Origin of the sequence: Rubrivivax soli (assembly GCF_049810355.1) — a bacterium.
Classification (GTDB): Bacteria; Pseudomonadota; Gammaproteobacteria; order Burkholderiales; family Burkholderiaceae_C; genus Rubrivivax.
Genome location: NZ_CP187368.1, coordinates 379,715 through 396,996 on the forward strand (window position 1 = coordinate 379,715; position 17,282 = coordinate 396,996).

Consider the following 17,282-nt stretch of genomic DNA (forward strand, 5'->3'; position numbering starts at 1 on the left):
GCCCGCACCTGGGCGTGGGTGGCATCCAAGCAGTGGCGGACGCGCATCTGGTGGACCCTGTTCGCAGGACGACAGCGCGGGTGGGCTGGGGCGGGACCTACACGGTGCGTGAACCGCCGGACGATTCCGCGGCGAGCATGCGGTCGCGCTCGTCGGCCGATCGACCTTTCGGACGGTGGCCCGCCAACTCCTGTCGCACCACGCACAGCACGCCGAAGACCACCAGCAGGAGCCCCAGATACGCGGAGCCTCCAGGACGCTCTCCGAGCACGCCCACGGACAGCGCGAACGCGACCACCGGTTCGCACAGGGCCAGGGTCACGCCCGTGGCAGGCGTGATGTGGCGCAAGGCCAGGCTGAAGAGCAGGTACGGCAAGCCCGCGGTGACGATGCCGGTGTAGGCCACGGCGACCAGGTCGGCGCCGGTGCATGTGGGTGCGCCACCGGTCATCCACGCGGCCGGCAACGCGATTGCGGCTGCAACCCCGAAGGCCCTGAAGGTGATCGTCGAGGCGGGTGCCGCACGGGCCATGCGCTGGTTGAGCAGCGAGTACGCGGCGTAGGAGAGGCCGGACAGCAGGCACAGCAGGATGCCACTGGCGCCACGGCCCGTCACCTGCGTTGCGCTGCCAAGCGTCATCAGCACACCGCCGCAGACGGCCACCAGCGTGCCCAGCCACCAGGCCGCCGACGGCCTGTGCCGGTGCAGCACGGCCTGCAGCAGACCGGCCCAGATGGGGCCGCTGCCAAGCGCGACGGCGGTGCCCAGCGCCACGCCGATGGTGCCGATGCCGGCGAAGAAGGCCAGGTTGTAGACCGCCATGCACAGGCCCGCGCCGAGCACGTCCCGCGCGGCCAGGCTGCCCGTGAACGGCACGGCGGCCGATGGGCGCACCGTCCATGCACACACGGCGAAGAACGCGCTGGCCGTGGCCAGTCGCAGCGCCCCGAACCAGGGAGCCGAGAGCGTGCCGTCCGCCAGCGCCTGCGCCATGCCGGTGGTGCCCCACAGCGTGGCAGCACCCAGCACGAGCAGGACTCCAAGATGCGGGTTGGGATTCATCGGCGGGATCGTCGATCCCGCCGCTGCGGTCAAATGTCGAGAGATGCTCGAACTGGCGACGCTCCGGCGCGCACCGACCGCGCGCCGACGCCGCGCTCGCGGCGCAGCGCAAAGCACAACGCGCTGGCGCTCGAGTAGCCCACCTGCAGCGCCGTCGTCTCGAGCGGCACGCCCGCGCCGAGCAGGCGCTCGGCTGCGTCGAGCCGGCGTTGTCTGACCCAGGCCAGCGGCGACTGGCCTGTCAGTTCGGCAAAGCGGGCGCGAAAGCGCTGCGGACTGAAACGGCACAGGCTCGCCAGGCCGGCCACGGACCAGCCGCGATGCAGTTCGGCATCGACCGCCATCGCCAGCTGCACCAGGTCGAGCCGCCGGCGCGGTTGCAGCGTCCGGGCACCGATGACGCGGGACAGCAGCATGTCGGCGTCGCAGGCGCCCGGCTCGGAGCGCCATGCCGGGGGCAGCGCGAATCGCCGCAGGCGCTCGGTGGCACGCGTTGCATCGCAGTCCACCACGAGCACCTTCGCGGGCGAATCCGCGAGGTAACCGTGACGCGACCCGGCAGGGACCACGAGGCCGCACGACGGATCGACGAACGCAGGATGACCGTCCACCTCGAGCTGCAGGCTGCCCCCGATGCCCAACAGCACTTGCGCGTGCGCATGGCTGTGCGGCTCGTACGCGCCCAGGTAGCCGCGCACGGACACCGCTGGGTCGGGGAAGGACAAGCTGGCTGCGGCCATGGTGACCGGCATTTTCCGCGATTGCCCGCGGCTTGCACACCCGCGGCGGTTCGCGGCGAGGCGGCGCGGTCCGCGGTCGACCGTCCGGCCTGTCCCGGCCGCCACGCCAGGTGGTCCGTCGATCCGCAGGCCCGCCGCGTTGGAAGGGGGCGCGACGGAGGTCAGCCCCGATGCCGGCTCACCCGCACGAGCGACCGGCCAGCCCGCGCGGCTCGCCGCGACCGAATCGGGTCGCATGCGCGCGTGTAAGCCCGCATGCCGATGCGTGGCGCTTGTTCAGCGCGCCGTCACGCCCACCGCACCGGCTCGCGCGAAGTCGACCTGGCGGCCTGGGTGCAAGGGCGCACCATCCTGACCGCCGCCGCTCAAGGCCCTGCCCCGTCCTCGCCGCTGCGGCGGCGCGCGGCAAGCGGCGACTCGGCCGCCGCATACGCCGCCAGGCCGGCCGGGCGGTCGATCGGCACGACGTCCTTCAGCGTCGTGCCGCCAGCAGGCTGCAGCGCCGGCGGAAAGAAGGCCAGCTTCTGCTGCGCAGCCAGCTTGCCCGTGCGTGCGAGGTCCAGGTCGCGCTCGTTGACGCCGGCCGGCGGCCTGACCGCCACGCCGTCCACGATCTCCAGGTCGAACCACCAGCGCTTCACTGCGTTGCGCTGGCCGCCACCGGTGCGATCGTCATGCTCGATCAGCTGGCGGCGCGCGTCCGGCACGTCGATGGACAGCCACAGCAGCCGCTCCGATTCGACGAGGTCCTCGCGGTTGTAGGGGCAGGTCTTCATGCAACGGCCGCAAGCCGAGCCCTTCATGTTGGTCAGCCGGTACCTGCCGCACTTCTCGACGTCGGGCTTCCAGATCTCGTAGCCGTTGAACATCACCTTGGGGCCGAACGGGATGGCATTGCAGGGGCACTCGCGCGCGCACTTCATGCAGGCATTGCACACTGCCTGCAGACCGAAGTCGATGGGCTTGTCGACGGCCAGCGGCAGGTCGGTCGTGAACAGCACCGACTTCGAGCGCGGTCCGATGAAGGGGTTGAGGATCAGCTCGCCGATGCGCGACAGCTCGCCCAGGCCGGCCATCAGCACGGCCGGCAGGTGCAGCAGCTCGGAGTGGGCGTTGGAGTGGGCGCGTGCCGAATGCCCCATGCGTCGCACGTGCGCGGCCATCACGCCGGCGATGCTGGCGCCGCGCAGGTAGGCCCGCATCGACTGCGCACCCGAGATCCAGTCGTCGCCGGAGGCCCCCTCCATCGTCTCGAAACCCTGGTCGATCAGCATCACCACCGCGTACCGGTGGTACGGCGCGATCGGCCGACCCTCGGCCTCGTCGTGCGAGTAGTACATCCAGGCCTCGGCCTCGCAGATGCCCACGAGGTCGGCGCCCAGCACATGGGCCAGGGCCTTGATCGCGTCGGCGTTGCGCTGCGGGTCCGACACGTCGCCGCCGAAACCCGTGGGCTGCAGCCGCTCGCGCGTGCCCTGCAGCGGCACCAGGCCGCGAATCAATGGCGTCATCGCGAAGGCCAGCGGGTGCTTGACGGCGAAGCGGGTGCGCTCGGTCCTGGCCTTCCCGCCCAGGTCGCCCGCCAGTGCGCGCGTGAACAGGTCGGCGCGCTTGGGCACGCGCTGGATCTCGTCGCGCAGCACCAGCGTGGTCGGTGCCTCGACGCGGCGGATGCGCTCCATCGCGTAGCGGCCCAGATGCACCGGCCGCCGCGCCAGTTCCTCGTCCTCGAAGCCAGGCCGGGTGCCGGGAGCGCCCAGGTAGGTGGCCGCGTCGGGCCACGCCAGCGATGCATGCGCCGCGATCGGCAGGTCGACGGCCAGCGGGTAGTCGGTGGTGACGGCGGCGACACGGAAGCCACGCCCGGAAAACGGCATCGCGAGCACGCCGTCGACCGCCCTGGCCACGCCGGCGCGCTGGGCCAGAACGGCCAGGTCGACCTGCGGCTGGACTGCTTCCTCACCCGCCGCGTCGGCGGCCACCTGCCCGCGCGCCGACCAGCCCAGCGCGCGGATGTAGCCCGCCACCACCACCGCGATCTCGGCACAGCGCAGGTCGGCGCGCGCGGCGCTGGTGCCGCGGATCCACGCGGCGCCGGGCTCGCCCGGCTGCGGTTCACGGCTGAACTCCACCAGAAAGACGAAGGCGTGGCTGTGGGGTGGGTGGTCCGCATCCAGCCAGTCCTGCGGCTGCAGCGCGCAGACGCCGGCCAGCGTGGCGTCCAGGAAGTAGGCCGAGGCCTTGAGGTTGCGGGCACGTGCGACCGGATCGTCGGGCACCGGCGCACGCGCGGCCGCCACCGGCCCGTCGAGGTGCCTTCCGAACAGCGCGCGGTACTCGGGCAGTGCACCGAGCATCGACGCCGCGCCGGCCAGGGCGTCGTCTTCTGGCTGGCGAACCCCGGCGATCGGCTCCACCGCGTCCCGCGCCAGCAGTTCCGTCGGCAACACGCCAAGATCGAAGGGGCGATCCCGGTTGGAAAAGAGTCTGGCCACGGTGTCTCCCGCTCGATCAGGCCTGCAGCGTAACAAGGACCGCGTTCGGCCCCGGCCCCGCCCGCATCTGCAGCGCTCGTCAGGCCGCCAGCGGCAGCGCCAGGCACAGTCGGGTGCCGCCCCCGGGCGCGGGCAGCGGGCGCAGGCTGCCACCGTGCAGCACGGCCACGCGTTGCGCGATGGCCAGGCCGAGGCCACCGATGCCACCGCTGCTGCGCTTGATCGGCGGGTCGCGCAGCGACAGACCCTGGTCCAGCCGCTGGCGCAGTTCGCCAGGCAGACCCGGACCGCCGTCCTCCACGACGATCTCGGCCTGCCTGCCGTCCCGGCGCAGGCTCACGCGCACGGGCTGGCTGCCAGGAGCGTGGCGCAATGCGTTGTCGATCAAGTTGGTCAAGGCACGCTCGATCAGCTGCAGGTCGCCGTCGAGTTCGAGGCGGCCCGGTGGCAGGCCGTGCAGCGTGACCGAAGGCGGCACGCCGTGGAGCCCGAACTTCTGCACCGCGTCCGTCACCACTTCGTCCAGGCTGAACCGCTCGCGGTGCAGCACCTGTCCGCTGGACTGCAGCGCGGCCAGCTCGAACAACTGCTGCGACAGCCGGCCGACCTTGCGGCTTTGCGCCAGCGCGGCCTGCAGCACCGCCGCGCCGCGCGCCGAGCCGGTCGTGGCATCGCCCGCCAAGGCCTCCAGGTGCCCATGCAGTGCCGTCAGCGGCGTGCGCAGGTCGTGCGCCACGCTGGCCATCATCTCGCGGTGGTCGGCCACCTGGCGTTGCTCACGCTCGGCCTGAGACTCGATGCGCCGGGTCATGTCGGCGAAGGCGTCTGCCAGGGCCTGCACCTCGTCACCCAGCGGCGGCGGCGGCACGGCACAGGTCGAGCCGTCGGCGGCGCCGGCCCCGCTGCTGCGCCGGCTGTAGTCGCGCAGACTCCGCGCCAGGCGATGCAGCGGCCGGGTCAGCCGGCGGAAGGTGAACAGCCCCAGGCCGACGGTCACCAGCAGGCCCGCGGCTGCGGCCAGCGCGGCACCCCGCCACAGGCGGTCGGCGCCGACCTGCGCGGCCACGGCACCGCGCGCCGGGCTGTCCAGCACGACGTAGAGGTAGCCCGGCGGACGCACGTCACCCGGGCGCACCGGGAACATGGCCGCGCTGAAGATGCGCGGCACGCCCGAGCCCATCGGGTCGGTGCCGCGCAGCGGCAGCGGTGCTCCGGCCAGGAAGGCGCGGATGGCGTGCAGGTCCACCTGCTGCTGCTGCACCATGCCGGGCTCGCCGATGTAGTGCTGCACCTGCCCGTCGGCATCCAGCAGGTAGACCTGCACCCCGGGATTCACCGTCATCAGCATCGACAGCAGGGCACCGCGCGCCGTGCGTTCGGCCTCGTCGCGATCGGGCGAGGCGATCTCCGGCCAGTGTTCGACGATGTGCCGTGCCAGCCCATGCGACAGGCGCTGCAGCGACTCCTGCTCCTGCTCGGCCGCCACCTGCCGCCCGACCAGCGCCACGAAGGCGCCGTAGGCCAGCAGCAGCACGGCCAGCGCCAGGGACAGGCGGGTGGTGAAGGACCGGCCCGCCCTCATGGGGCGGGCTCCGGATCGAACCGGTAGCCCACGCCCCACACCGTGACCACGCGCCGGGGGTCGCGCGGGTTGTCCTCGATGCGGCTGCGCAGCCGGTTGATGTGGGAGTTGACGGTGTGCTCGTAGCCGTCGAAGCCGTCGCCCCAGACGCATTGCAGCAGTTCCGCGCGGCTGAACGGACGCCCCGGGTGCTTCAGCAGGAAGTGCAGCAGGTCGAACTCGCGCAGCGTCAGCGGCACCACGGTGCGGTCGCGCAGCAGTTCGCGCCGCACCGTGTCCAGCCGGAAGGGGCCGAAGCTGAGATCCTGCTTCGCAGCCGCCGCAGAACGCATCTGCTCGATGCGCCGCAGCAGCGCCCGGACGCGGGCCACCAGTTCCAGCATCGAGAAGGGCTTGGCGACATAGTCATCGGCGCCCAGTTCCAGACCGCGCACGCGGTGCGCTTCGGCCGAGCGCGCGCTGAGCATGATGACGGGCACATCCGCATGCCGGGCTCGCAGGTGGCGGCAGACCTCCCAGCCATCGGCTCCCGGCAGCATCAGGTCCAGCAGCACCAGGTCCCAGCGCTGCCGATCGATGGCGGCCATGGCCTGCCGGCCGTCGGCCTCCCGGTGCAGGCGATAGCCCGCGTCTTCAAGATGCAGGCGCAGGGCCACGGCGATGGCGTCGTCGTCTTCGACCAGCAAGAGGTGTTCGTTCATGCACGTCCGGCGCCGCGCCTGTGCTGCGCCGGCGTTTCATTGGAACAGACCGCCGGGCCCGGGGCCCGAGCGAGACGCCGCAGGCGGTGCGGCGCACCGCGCTGCCGGCGGACAAGGTGCTGTCGAAGGTCCGGACGGCCCCGTGGTGAGCCCGTCGCGTGCCGCGCAGTCGGCGAAACCGAAGGCGACGATCGCGTTCCGGGCACGGCGCGGGCCGTTGCCGCCGACGACGGCCGCAGCGGCAGTCGCGAAGCGCTCCGGCGCCACCCTTGGGCACGGGTGCCGGGATCTGCACCGTCACCGTCGCCTGCAGGTCCACCGACGACGTCCTGCCTTGCGAAACGGCGCTACTGCGATGCCGTCGCACCCAGCAGGGTCTTGACGTACACCTGCCAGGGATAGGCTCTCCGCGGAAGCTTCAGCAGGTTGGTCGAACTGCTGCCCAACGCCACTTGCTGTCCGTTGCCGGAGATCGCAAACGTCGTGGTGTTGCCGTTGCCGTTCACGTTCGTGGCCGAACGGTCGGCGCGCTGCTCGCTGCCGGTGGCGGTGTCACGCACGAAGGCGTACTGACGTTGCGCCGTGGCCGGGTCGTAACGCAGGAAGGCCACACGCGACGCGGTGTCGTCCACGCTGTAGGCGCGGGGCGGATTGACGGTTCCGCTGGGCATCAGCAGCCGGCTGCCTCCGGTGGCCAGGGTGACGGCGTACAGACCTGCCGCACCCAATGGGCCGTCACTCCGAAGCTCGACCACGAGCCGCTGGCCATCGGCCGTGAAGCGGTGCGGCAAGGCGTTGGGCAGGCCCTGCGGCGCCACTCCGGCCAGCCGCAAGGCGCCGCTGTCCACGCCCACCAGCAGCACATCGGGCTGGCCATTGGTATCGCCTGCCGCGGGTTGGTCACGGCGGGAGTCGAAGGCCACCTCGCTGCCGTCGGGCGCGATCACGGCACGGTTGCTGGCCTGGGCGGCCAGGCCGGGCCCGGCATCCAGCAGCGCCGTGGTGCTCAGGTCCAGCACCTGCCGCGTCGGGCGGTCGTACACCATCAGCCGGGCCGGGCCGTCGGCCGCGTAGTTGTAGGGGCCCAGGTAGGTGGTGGTCGGCTGGGCGATGAAAGCCACGCGGGAGCCGTCGGGCGTGATCGAGCCGAACGTGAATCCGAGGACGTTGGGCAGGCTGCTGCGCGGCGGGCTCACGCGCAGGAGTTCACCGGTGCGGGTGTTCTTGAGCATCAGCGTGGTCTCGATCTCCGGGCCGGGTACATACACCTGCCCGCTGCCGCCGGAGTCCGCCGTGAACACCACCCAGTCGCCGTCCAGGCTCATGCCGTGGCAGGTGAGGCGGCTGACGATGGGGACACCCGTGGCACTGGTGTTCACCCGGGTCACCGCGCCTGTGGCCAGGTCCTTCAGGAACAGGTCGTCCTGGAAATTGCTGTCACCGGGCACCAGGTTGCTCGATGCGCTGCGCATCAGCACCTGCTCTCCGTCGGCACTGATGGCACAGACCTGGCCGCCGACGTCGCCTGGCGCACCGGCCGCGTTCGCGGAGGCCAGGCGCACGGAGCCGGGGTTGGCGGTGGACGCGCTGGTGGCCCGTGGCCCGGCGTCCGCGGCGGTGGCCGAGGGGTCGACGGCGACCGAGGTGCCGCCTCCGCAGGCGGTCAGCGCGGCACAGGCCAGCACCGTCCAGGCACGCCGGGGCAAGGGTCGGGTGATCATGTCGGTGTCTCGCATTCGGCAGGGCAAGGCGCCCGCCGGAATTACAGCCACTGCGCGCTGGCGAGTCATCACGTTGCCGTGAGGTTTGCGCGACCCGCAAGGTGGCTCCGGTTGTCAGGAGACTGCCGACGCGCCCGCCTCGACCCGCACCACCTGCCGGCGCGGATGCTGCAGCGGGCACGTCGCGTTCGACGATGCAGCACCGCGACCGGATGCCGCGCAGCGACGTGGGACCACCCACCGGCGTGTGGCCGTTCTTCCGTGCTCCTGACCAGATCGCGGGAGACCTCGACGATCTCCACTTCCCCGATCGGGGATGGATCGGCCGCCTGACGGCCGGTCACCGGGTACGTGCCCCGCCGTGGTCGGCCCTGCACCGCGCGGGCTGCTCGCCTCGCTGCCGCGTCCCGCTTGCCTCGGCCGCCGGATCGCACGACACTCCGGCGGGAGGCTTCGGCGCTGGCCGACGCCGCGGAACGCCCCGCAGACACCACGGCTCCGTGCCGCATGCCACACCCTGCGCATCCTGCGGTGCTCCGTTCTTGGACCACCGTGCATCGAGGTGCGCCGCCATGAATGCCTTTGTCTTGCGTTCTGTCATCAGAACTGCGCTGGTCACGCTGGCACTGCTGTTGTTCCCTCTGGTCGCGATGCGCTTCACGCAGGAGGTGAACTGGGGCCTCGAAGACTTCGTTGCCGCAGGCGTCCTGCTCTTCGCCGCAGGCATGGTCTACAGCCTGGCGACGCGTCGGACACGAAGCACCCCTCGGCGCCTGGCTGCAGCCGCAGCGGTGCTGGTCGCGGTTGCCGCGGTCTGGGCGCATCTCGCCGTCGGCCTGGCATGACGGTCCAATCGAGCGGCTACAGTGGGCGCGACAGCCACTCCCATGCCGCCCCCATGACCATCAGCCGCATCCTCACGAACATCTGCGCCGATGATCTCCCCGCGTGTCGGGACTTCTACGTTCAACTGCTGGGCTTCGAGGTGAGATACGACAGCGACTGGTACGTTCAGCTGGGCGCTCCGAGACCCCTGGATCTCGAGTTCGGCATCATCCAGCGCACGCATGACCTCGTTCCCGAGGGTTACCAGACCGCGCCGTCCGGGATGTACGTGACCTGTGTCGTCCCGAATGTCGACGAGGTCTACGAGAAGGCTCTGGCAATGCGAGCGCCCGTCCTCCAGGAGCCACGCAACGAGTTCTACGGCCAACGGCGGTTCCTGCTGCGTGATCCGGCAGGCTGTCTCCTCGACGTCTGTTCCCCCTGGAGTGCGCTGGAGAAGTGAGTCGCGGTGCAGTCGGACCCGGAACGAGCGGCGCCCGCTTCCGGACGGTGTGCGCAGCGATGTCGTTCGTCGCCCCGCGTCGACGGCACCCCCCCATCGCTCGTAGGGCGAGGTACATTCCCCGCAGCCCGGGTCCGGCGCACGAAGGCCGATGTCCGCCTGGCATGCGCCCCTGCAAGCAGAAGCCTCGAGGAAGAACCGCCATGCCCGATCTGGATGTCGTCTTCAAGGAACTCCGGTCGATCTTGGCGCCGTATGCAGAGAAGCTCGGTTCCAAGAAGGACGACGCGACGGAGCTCTACGTGGACACGGCGCATGTGCAGAAGAACAGGAAGCCGTTCTTCTTCGGTGCAGTCCAGGTCAGGAAGTCGTTCGTGAGCTTCCACCTGATGCCTGTGTACATGAAGCCTGAACTCCTCGACGGTGTGTCGCCGGCCTTGAAGGCCAGGATGCAGGGCAAGTCCTGCTTCAATTTCGCCGCGGTCGACGAGGCGATGTTCAAGGAACTCGCGTCTCTCACCGAGGCGGGCTTCGCCAGCTACCAGCAGCAGGGCTTCGTGTAGCTCGACCGTGCGCAGGACTCGATGCTGCAAGGCGTGGCCGCACTGCCCCGTTCAGGCAGTGCGCCAGCGGCGTGGCGCTGGGCCTGCTGGCCGCTGCATCATCCGTCCTGCGCAGCAGGCGCCGCACGATCGCTCCCCGCCCAGCGTGGAGATGACGCGCCAGCAAGCGCACCGCCTCCGTTCCCTGACCGCACCATCCCATGCCCCAACATCTCGGCCTCGTCGCACTGGTTGTCCGCGAGCATGACGAGGCCATCGCCTTCTACGTCGAGAAGCTTGGCTTCACGCTCACCGAGGACACCTACCAACCGGCACAGGACAAGCGCTGGGTCGTGGTGTCACCGCCAGGATCCAAGGGCTGCAGCCTCCTGCTCGCGCGCGCCACGAGCGAGGATCAACGCTCCAGGGTGGGGAACCAGACCGGTCACAGAGTCTTCCTCTTCCTCTACACGGACGACTTCTGGAGAGACTTCAACGCATTCAAGGCCAACGGCGTGGAGTTTGTGCGGGAACCGAAGGTCGAGGACCACGGAACAGTCGCTGTCTTCCAGGACCTGTACGGGAACCAATGGGATCTGATTCAACCCGGCCGCGGTACCTCTGCGCGTGGTGTCTGACCTCCCTGTCGCGGCAGGTCCCCACTGCACAGCAAGGAGTCCGGCCACGGCACTTGTCCGTCAGGACTGCACCGGGCACGATGCGGTGCCGTTGCGCCCGCCGCGCCTCGTCCCCGAGACCTCGAACGCCACCACCAACGCTTGCCCTTCCTCTGCCATGGAACCTGCGCAACTCAAGCAGCCGGCGCATCATCGCGCACCGGCTTGCAGGGCCTGCCGCTTCGGGCAGATTGACTCGAACGCCACGCCGCCCACGCCGCCACGTCACTGCGCTCCATGACCAGGAATCCCCTCCTTGCCGTACGCACCCTGGGCGCAGGGGACGTCGATGCCTTTCGCTCGATGCTCGCTCTCTTCGGCGAGGCCTTTGAAGATCGGGCGACCTACACGGCGCAGCAGCCCGACGATGCGTACATCCGCAGGCTCCTGGCGGACAGGCACTTCATCGCCGTCATCGCCGAACTGGATGGCGGCGTCGTTGGTGCTTTGGCCGGCTATGTCCTGCCAAAGTTCGAGCAGGCCAGGTCCGAGTTCTACATCTATGACCTCGCCGTGGCCGCGGAACACCGTCGGAGTGGCGTGGCGACCAGCCTGATCGAGGGTCTCCAGGATGTTTGCGCACAGCGTGGCGTCTACGTCATCTTCGTCCAGGCGGACCATGGCGACGACCCGGCAGTCGCGCTGTACACCAAGCTTGGGACGCGAGAGGATGTCCTGCACTTCGACATCACGCCGGCCGCGAAAGCGCCCTGACCCTTCGCACAAGCCGGAAGCCCCCTGCATGCCGCGAGGCCTGACACGCGAGAACGCACGGACCCTCGTGCGAGAGCCGCGGCATCGGCGGGCAAGCGATGCAGACGGCCGAAGTCTGGCTTGCGCGGTCCGGCTGTGTGCGGGCGCGGCCCCCACCTGTCGTCGATCCAGGCCTTCGTGCCTGCATCAACGCCTGCATCAACGCTTGCGGCCAGGTCTCCGGCGGTCGGAGGCCCTCCACGGCTTCGGCGAAGCACGAGGTCAGGGGCACGTTCGTCGGCAGGGTCGTGACGGAGGCTTGCGAGAACCTCGGCCCCGGGCCCGGAGACACGTGCATCGCCTCCCGCTGGATCCCGCCGTACCTCGAAGCAGTCAAGCGTCATGATTCCCTCCATGCCATCGGTCGCCGCAGCCATCGCTGCTGGTTGCATGGCGCTCGTTCCCCACACGACGAGCGCCCAGGTCGAACTGCTGCTGTTCCCTTTGCAGGACTCGAACCTTGATGCGCGCATCGTCCAGCGGGTTCCGACCTCCTGCGGTGCGCTCGCCCTGGCACGGGTCGACGCGATGCCCCAGCCCCGGAACACGCGCCTGGGAGCGGCCGATGCCTATGCGGTTGGCGCTGACGGCTCGATTCGACGGCAATGGCCCGTCCCTGCAGACGCCGAGCCCCGTGCTGCGACGGCAACCTCCCTGGTGGTTGCGACGCAGACGGGTCTCGTGTCCGTCTCGGCGGAACGCTCCGTCGGCGCGACAACGCTGCCGCCTGGGCTTCGCCTCCCCCGACCCGGGTCCTGTCCGGACCCGTTTCTCCAGAAGCACCCGGTCGGCTTCAGGTGCGTCTCCGTGCCGCTGCTCGACGCGGCCACCGGTGAGGCACTCATTGCGTACCAGAGGCCCTGCCTCCCGCGCTGACGCCCGACCGCGTGCACCGACTGCCAGGCGTCGTCGACGCATGCACCGCGCCAGCGTGGAGCGCACCTCCGGAGCCCTGGTTCGGGAGGCCCACGCTGGCTGGAGTGGACGCCCATCCACCGGCCTGCGGCATTCAAGGCGCGGGTGCGCTGCCGGCCGGCCTGGCAATGCACGGGCGCGGCGTCGCGCTGCCGTGCGGCATGGCGCGCTCAGTGCCTCGAAACCCGGTCGTTCAGCCCGTCGTCTGGGTCTGGGCCATCGGTGGCCAGTGTGTGTTGCCGAACGGACTGCCTCATCCCGTGGCATCAAACTGACCAGCGGAGTCCTTTGCTGGCGATGAAGAAGTCGGCTTCGCGGTCTGCACCTCAGCAACCGCGACGGCCGCCCGTCCACCATTGCGATCGCTCCCGTTTCGCAGCGCAGTTCGACAGACTGGAGACACCGTGAACCTGCAACTCGGCCTGACGCCGCTCATCTCGCTGCTGGCGGGCATCCTCATCCTCGTGGTGCCCCGGATGCTGAACTACATCGTGGCCATCTACCTCATCGTCGTCGGCCTCATCGGCCTGTTCGGCGCCACCGGCGGCCGCTTCGGCTGAGGCCGGAGACGCCGCACCCGTCGCCCCACCACCGTTTCACCGTCAACACACGCACCGCGGGCCGCATCGGCCCGGCGGAGTGCGTGCGGCCGCCTTCCCTTCCTGAGGACCACACCATGAACCGACCTTCCTTGCGGCCACGCACCTTGCGCGCCGCGGCATGCCTGTCATTGATGGGCTTGCTTGCCGCCTGCGGCGGCGGCCGCGATCCGATCCTCGGCACGCCCGATGTCGGCGCACGGCCGGCAGTCACGGCCACGTCGCCTGCCACCGCCACGCCGCTGGTCACCGGGGTCGACACCCGCACCCGCGTGGAGGCCACCTTCAGCAAGCCGATGCAGGCCGCGTCGATCACGGACACCACCTTCACGCTGGCCTGCCCGGCCGGCACCGCCATCGCAGCCGCGGTGCGCTATGACGTCCCCACCCGCGTCGCAACGCTGACACCTGCGCAGCCGCTGCCGCCTTCCACGACCTGCGTGGCCACCGTTGCCGCCGCCGTGCAGGACACCACGGGCCTGAACATGGCCGCGCCCTACAGCTGGAGCTTCACCACCGGCATCGCGCTGGTGGCCGACACCACGCGGCCCACGGTGCTGGTGACCACCCCGGCCGGCGGCGACATCGACGTCGCGCTCAATGCGCGCCCGAGCGTCGTCTTCAGCGAGCCCATGGCCGCAGCCACGCTGACGACCTCCAGCTTCACGCTGCGTGACACCGTCGCCAACACCGCCGTGGCCGGCGCCGTCAGCTACAGCATCGAATCCCGCGCCCTGGTCTTCACGCCCACCGCCGCGCTGACCGCCGCACGCAACTACACGGCCACGCTGACCACCGCAGCCACCGATCTGGCGGGCAACGCGCTGGCAGGCAACACCGCCGTGGTGCCGAACTCCGGCAACCACGTCTGGGCCTTCACCACCGGTGCCGCGCCCGACGCGACGCCGCCCACGGTGATCGCCTTCACGCCGGCTGACGGCAGCACGGGCCAGTGCCTGGGCCGCAGCGCCAGCGCCACCTTCAGCGAAGCGATGGATGCCACCAGCTTCGACACCACCAGCTTCGCCGTCACCGACAACGGTGTCGCCGTGCCGGGCAGCGTGACCTATGACGCCGGCACCCGCGTGGCGAGTTTCCTGCCCGACAACGCCACCGGCTTGGCGGCCAACCGCACCTTCCTCGTCACCTTGATTGCCGGCGCCACCGGCGTCCAGGACCTGGCCGGCAATGCGCTGGCAGCCAACGTCAGCTGGAGCTTCGGCACCGGCACCCAGGCCTGCCTGGGCCCGGTGAACCTGGGCGCGGCCGCCAGCTTCGGCGCCTTCGGCGGCGCCGCCGGCGTCACCAACCAGGGCATCAACACCGTGATCGGCGGCGACGTCGGCACCACCGCCGCCTGCACGCTGATCACCGGCCTGCACGACGCCGGCAACGTCTACACCGAGACGCCGCTGAACATCGGCGGCGTCAACGGCAGCATCAACTGCGCGCCGCCGGCACCAGGCACAGCCGCCACCTTGGCCATCGCCACCCAGGCCCTTGCCGATGCACAGACGGCCTACAACACGCTGGCCGCGCTGCCCGCCGGCAGCGACCCGGGCGCTGGCCAGCTGGGTGGCCGCACGCTGAGCAGCGGTGTCTACACCGCCGCCGGTGGCACCTTCGCCGTCACCACCGGCGACCTGGTGCTCGACGCGCAAGGCGACCCGGGCGCCGTGTGGGTGTTCCAGAGCGCCTCCACCCTCACGGTGGGCCTGCCCGCCCTGCCGCGCCGCGTGCTGCTGATCAACGGCGCCCGTGCCCGCAACGTGTACTGGCAAGTGGGCAGCGCTGCGCGTATCGAAGACGGCAGCGTGATGGTCGGCACCGTCATCGCGCCGGCCGGCGTCACCTTGTCCACGGCCGGGCAGACCGCGCAGACCGTGCTGACCGGGCGCGCCATCGGCCTCACCGCCTCGGTGACGATGGTCAACACGACCATCGTCGCACCCTGAGCCCGACACCCCTTGAATCCTGAAAGAGCCACCATGACCGCAACACACACCGGGCGCCTGCTCGCCCTTGCCGGGCTCGGCACGCTGCTGGCCGGCACCGCGCTGGGGCAGGACGAGAGCCACGACTACTTCGGCATTGCCGGTGGCGCATCGCAGGCCAAGATCGACCAGCCCGGCATCACTCGTCGGCTGGGCGACAGCGGCCTCACGGTCGACGGCTTCACCGCCGACAACCGGGACAAGGCCTACCGCGTGTTCGGCGGCTACCAGTTCAACCGCCACGTCGGCGTCGAGGCCGGCTACTTCAACCTGGGCAGGTTCGGCTACAGCGCCACCACCACGCCGGCCGGACGGCTGGACGGCCAGATCAAGCTGGACGGCCCGCACCTCGACCTGGTGGGCACGCTGCCAATGACCGAGCGCCTGTCGTTCCTGGCCCGCGTCGGCGTGCATGGCGCACGTGCCCGCGACCAGTTCACCGGGAGCGGCGCGGTGGGCGTGCTCAACGCCAACCCGCGCAAGACCGAGGCGAACTACAAGCTCGGCGCCGGTCTGCAATACGCCTTCAGCCCGGGCTTCGCCCTGCGCGGTGAGCTCGACCGCTACCGCGTCAACGACGCGGTGGGCAACAAGGGGGATGTCGACACCGTCACGGTGAGCCTCGTGTTCCCCTTCGGGCGTGCAGCGCCCCCGGCGCCGCGCATGGCCGCAGCGCCGGTCGACGTGGCCCCGCCGCCGCCCCCGCCCCCGCCGCCGGTGGTGGCGCCCCCGCCTCCGCCCCCGCCGGTGGTCGTGGTGCCGGCGCCGCCGCCCCCGCCGCCGCCCCCGGAGCGCCGCCGCGTCAGCTTCGAGGCCGAGTCGCTGTTCGCCTTCGACCAGGCCGCCATCAAGCCCGAAGGCCGGGTCGCGCTCGACAAGTTCGCGGCCGACACGCGCGGCACGAGCTTCGAGGTCGTCATCGTCGAGGGCCACACCGACCGCCTGGGTTCGGACAAGTACAACCAGGCCTTGTCACAGCGGCGTGCGGATGCGGTGAAGGACTACCTCGTCAGCGCGGGCGGCTTCGAGGCAGCCAAGGTCAGCTCGGTGGGCAAGGGCGAGACGCAGCCGATCACCAAGCCCGGCGATTGCAAGGGCACCCAGCCCACGGCCAGCCTCATCGCCTGCCTGCAGCCTGACCGCCGCGTCGAGATCGACGTCAGCGGTACCCGCTAGGCAGCCGACAGGATCCGGGGCCGCCACCCCGGATGCCGTCTGCGCGGGTGTCCTGACAGCCTGCCACGGGCCGTTGAGCCTGCACCCGGACGGACTCGAAGTTGCCGACACCGCAGCGCTGCAGGCGCACGCTCCCGCGAAGGTCGAGGAGCGGGTGATCGTTCACAGCCCCCCGCCTTGGCGCGGATCCCAGGGTTGATCCCTGATGACGGGCATGGCGCAAGGACGTGCGGCCTGGCGACACACATCGAGCCGACGTCGGTCTGGTTGCAGGCTCGCCAGGCCCGGCCCGACGACGTGCTGCCGTGCGGGTGGGGCGTGATGAACCCGACCGCGCTGAGGGAGGGGCAGGCCACGGGCTGTCCGCGCGACAAGATGCACGGCGTGCACGGGCCGGGAACCGTCCCCGAGGTCAAGGACGCAATGGCGTGGCACCGGCGGGCCAGCCAGCGGCCGGCGCAACGTTCACGGTGGGGATGCGGGTGCCGCGTGCTGCCGGGAGTTCGGACTGCGGCGGGGCGAGAGCACAAGGCGGCGCGGGCCCAGTCGGACCGCACGCCGACTCACCGTTCGTAGGCGGCGATCGACGTGCCCGGTTCCAGCGGCGACGGGTCGGCCAGCGTGGCCACCACCGAGCGATCCAGCAGCGGCCCCTGCACCGACTGGAACTGCGCCCCCGGCGCCTCGCAGCCGGTTGATCATGGGGCGCGACGCACCCACGCGTTCGGCGATGCGGGCCTGGCTCCCGGGGGCCGGGCACGACGCGCCGCCCCGCCTCCTGGACGGCCAGCGCCTCGAACAGGCCCACCACACGGCCATCGACGTCGTCCGAGGTTCAGGCGGTCACCTCCACGCGTGCCGAACGCCTCTCGCCGGTGACCACCGCGCGCAGCTCGCCGCTCTGCACGGTGCACAGGCAGTCGGCCAGGACGCCCTGGGCCACGACCACCGAGCCCGGCACCCAGGGAACCGGTGCGTCGGCTTCCCGGGGGACGCAGCCGACGTGCCGGCGCGGCGGCGTTGTGGCCCAGGGCCA

15 protein-coding genes are annotated in these 17,282 nt (G+C 70.9%); 9 read left to right on the forward strand and 6 right to left on the reverse strand.

The window, feature by feature from the left end; genetic code table 11:
• Positions 1–97: 97 nt before the first annotated feature.
• From ACPOLB_RS01745 to ACPOLB_RS01770, 6 genes are all read right to left on the reverse strand, one after another.
• Entirely contained in the window at positions 98–994 is an 897-nt protein-coding gene (locus ACPOLB_RS01745) for a DMT family transporter (protein ID WP_425259573.1), read from the reverse strand.
• 98 nt (positions 995–1,092) lie between these two features.
• Positions 1,093–1,815 (reverse strand): helix-turn-helix domain-containing protein, encoded by a 723-nt coding sequence (locus tag ACPOLB_RS01750; protein ID WP_425259574.1) that lies wholly within the window; start codon positions 1,813–1,815, stop codon positions 1,093–1,095.
• A 353-nt stretch (positions 1,816–2,168) separates the two neighbouring features.
• Entirely contained in the window at positions 2,169–4,298 is a 2,130-nt protein-coding gene (locus ACPOLB_RS01755) for a Fe-S protein (protein ID WP_425259575.1), read from the reverse strand.
• 79 nt (positions 4,299–4,377) lie between these two features.
• Positions 4,378–5,880: a HAMP domain-containing sensor histidine kinase gene (locus tag ACPOLB_RS01760; RefSeq protein WP_425259576.1), complete on the reverse strand. Its 1,503-nt coding sequence runs from the start codon at positions 5,878–5,880 to the stop codon at positions 4,378–4,380.
• Complete coding sequence (locus ACPOLB_RS01765; protein WP_425259577.1) at positions 5,877–6,581, reverse strand: response regulator transcription factor; 705 nt, start codon at positions 6,579–6,581, stop codon at positions 5,877–5,879. The genes ACPOLB_RS01760 and ACPOLB_RS01765 overlap by 4 nt, the downstream gene beginning before the upstream one ends.
• A gap of 347 nt (positions 6,582–6,928) precedes the next feature.
• Positions 6,929–8,371 (reverse strand): hypothetical protein, encoded by a 1,443-nt coding sequence (locus tag ACPOLB_RS01770; RefSeq protein ID WP_425259578.1) that lies wholly within the window; start codon positions 8,369–8,371, stop codon positions 6,929–6,931.
• Positions 8,372–8,874: 503 nt separating this feature from the next.
• Here ACPOLB_RS01770 and ACPOLB_RS01775 point away from each other — a divergent pair.
• From ACPOLB_RS01775 to ACPOLB_RS01815, 9 genes are all read left to right on the forward strand, one after another.
• On the forward strand, positions 8,875–9,147 hold the full coding sequence (locus ACPOLB_RS01775) for a hypothetical protein (RefSeq protein WP_425259579.1): 273 nt from the start codon (positions 8,875–8,877) through the stop codon (positions 9,145–9,147).
• A 53-nt stretch (positions 9,148–9,200) separates the two neighbouring features.
• Positions 9,201–9,590: a VOC family protein gene (locus ACPOLB_RS01780; RefSeq protein ID WP_425259580.1), complete on the forward strand. Its 390-nt coding sequence runs from the start codon at positions 9,201–9,203 to the stop codon at positions 9,588–9,590.
• Between the two features lie 203 nt (positions 9,591–9,793).
• Positions 9,794–10,153: a hypothetical protein gene (locus ACPOLB_RS01785; RefSeq protein ID WP_425259581.1), complete on the forward strand. Its 360-nt coding sequence runs from the start codon at positions 9,794–9,796 to the stop codon at positions 10,151–10,153.
• 200 nt (positions 10,154–10,353) lie between these two features.
• The gene (locus ACPOLB_RS01790; protein ID WP_425259582.1) at positions 10,354–10,770 is read left to right on the forward strand and encodes a VOC family protein; all 417 of its coding nucleotides are present in this window, start codon (positions 10,354–10,356) and stop codon (positions 10,768–10,770) included.
• A 276-nt stretch (positions 10,771–11,046) separates the two neighbouring features.
• Positions 11,047–11,523, forward strand: a complete 477-nt coding sequence (locus tag ACPOLB_RS01795; RefSeq protein WP_425259583.1) for an AAC(3)-I family aminoglycoside N-acetyltransferase — start codon at positions 11,047–11,049, stop codon at positions 11,521–11,523.
• 381 nt (positions 11,524–11,904) lie between these two features.
• Entirely contained in the window at positions 11,905–12,438 is a 534-nt protein-coding gene (locus ACPOLB_RS01800; protein ID WP_425259584.1) for a hypothetical protein, read from the forward strand.
• Positions 12,439–12,881: 443 nt separating this feature from the next.
• Positions 12,882–13,037, forward strand: coding sequence for a DUF3096 domain-containing protein (locus tag ACPOLB_RS01805; protein WP_425259585.1), 156 nt, complete (start codon positions 12,882–12,884; stop codon positions 13,035–13,037).
• 116 nt (positions 13,038–13,153) lie between these two features.
• Positions 13,154–15,031, forward strand: coding sequence for an Ig-like domain-containing protein (locus tag ACPOLB_RS01810; RefSeq protein ID WP_425259586.1), 1,878 nt, complete (start codon positions 13,154–13,156; stop codon positions 15,029–15,031).
• A gap of 33 nt (positions 15,032–15,064) precedes the next feature.
• Positions 15,065–16,246 (forward strand): OmpA family protein, encoded by a 1,182-nt coding sequence (locus ACPOLB_RS01815; RefSeq protein ID WP_425259587.1) that lies wholly within the window; start codon positions 15,065–15,067, stop codon positions 16,244–16,246.
• The last annotated feature ends 1,036 nt before the right edge of the window (positions 16,247–17,282 follow it).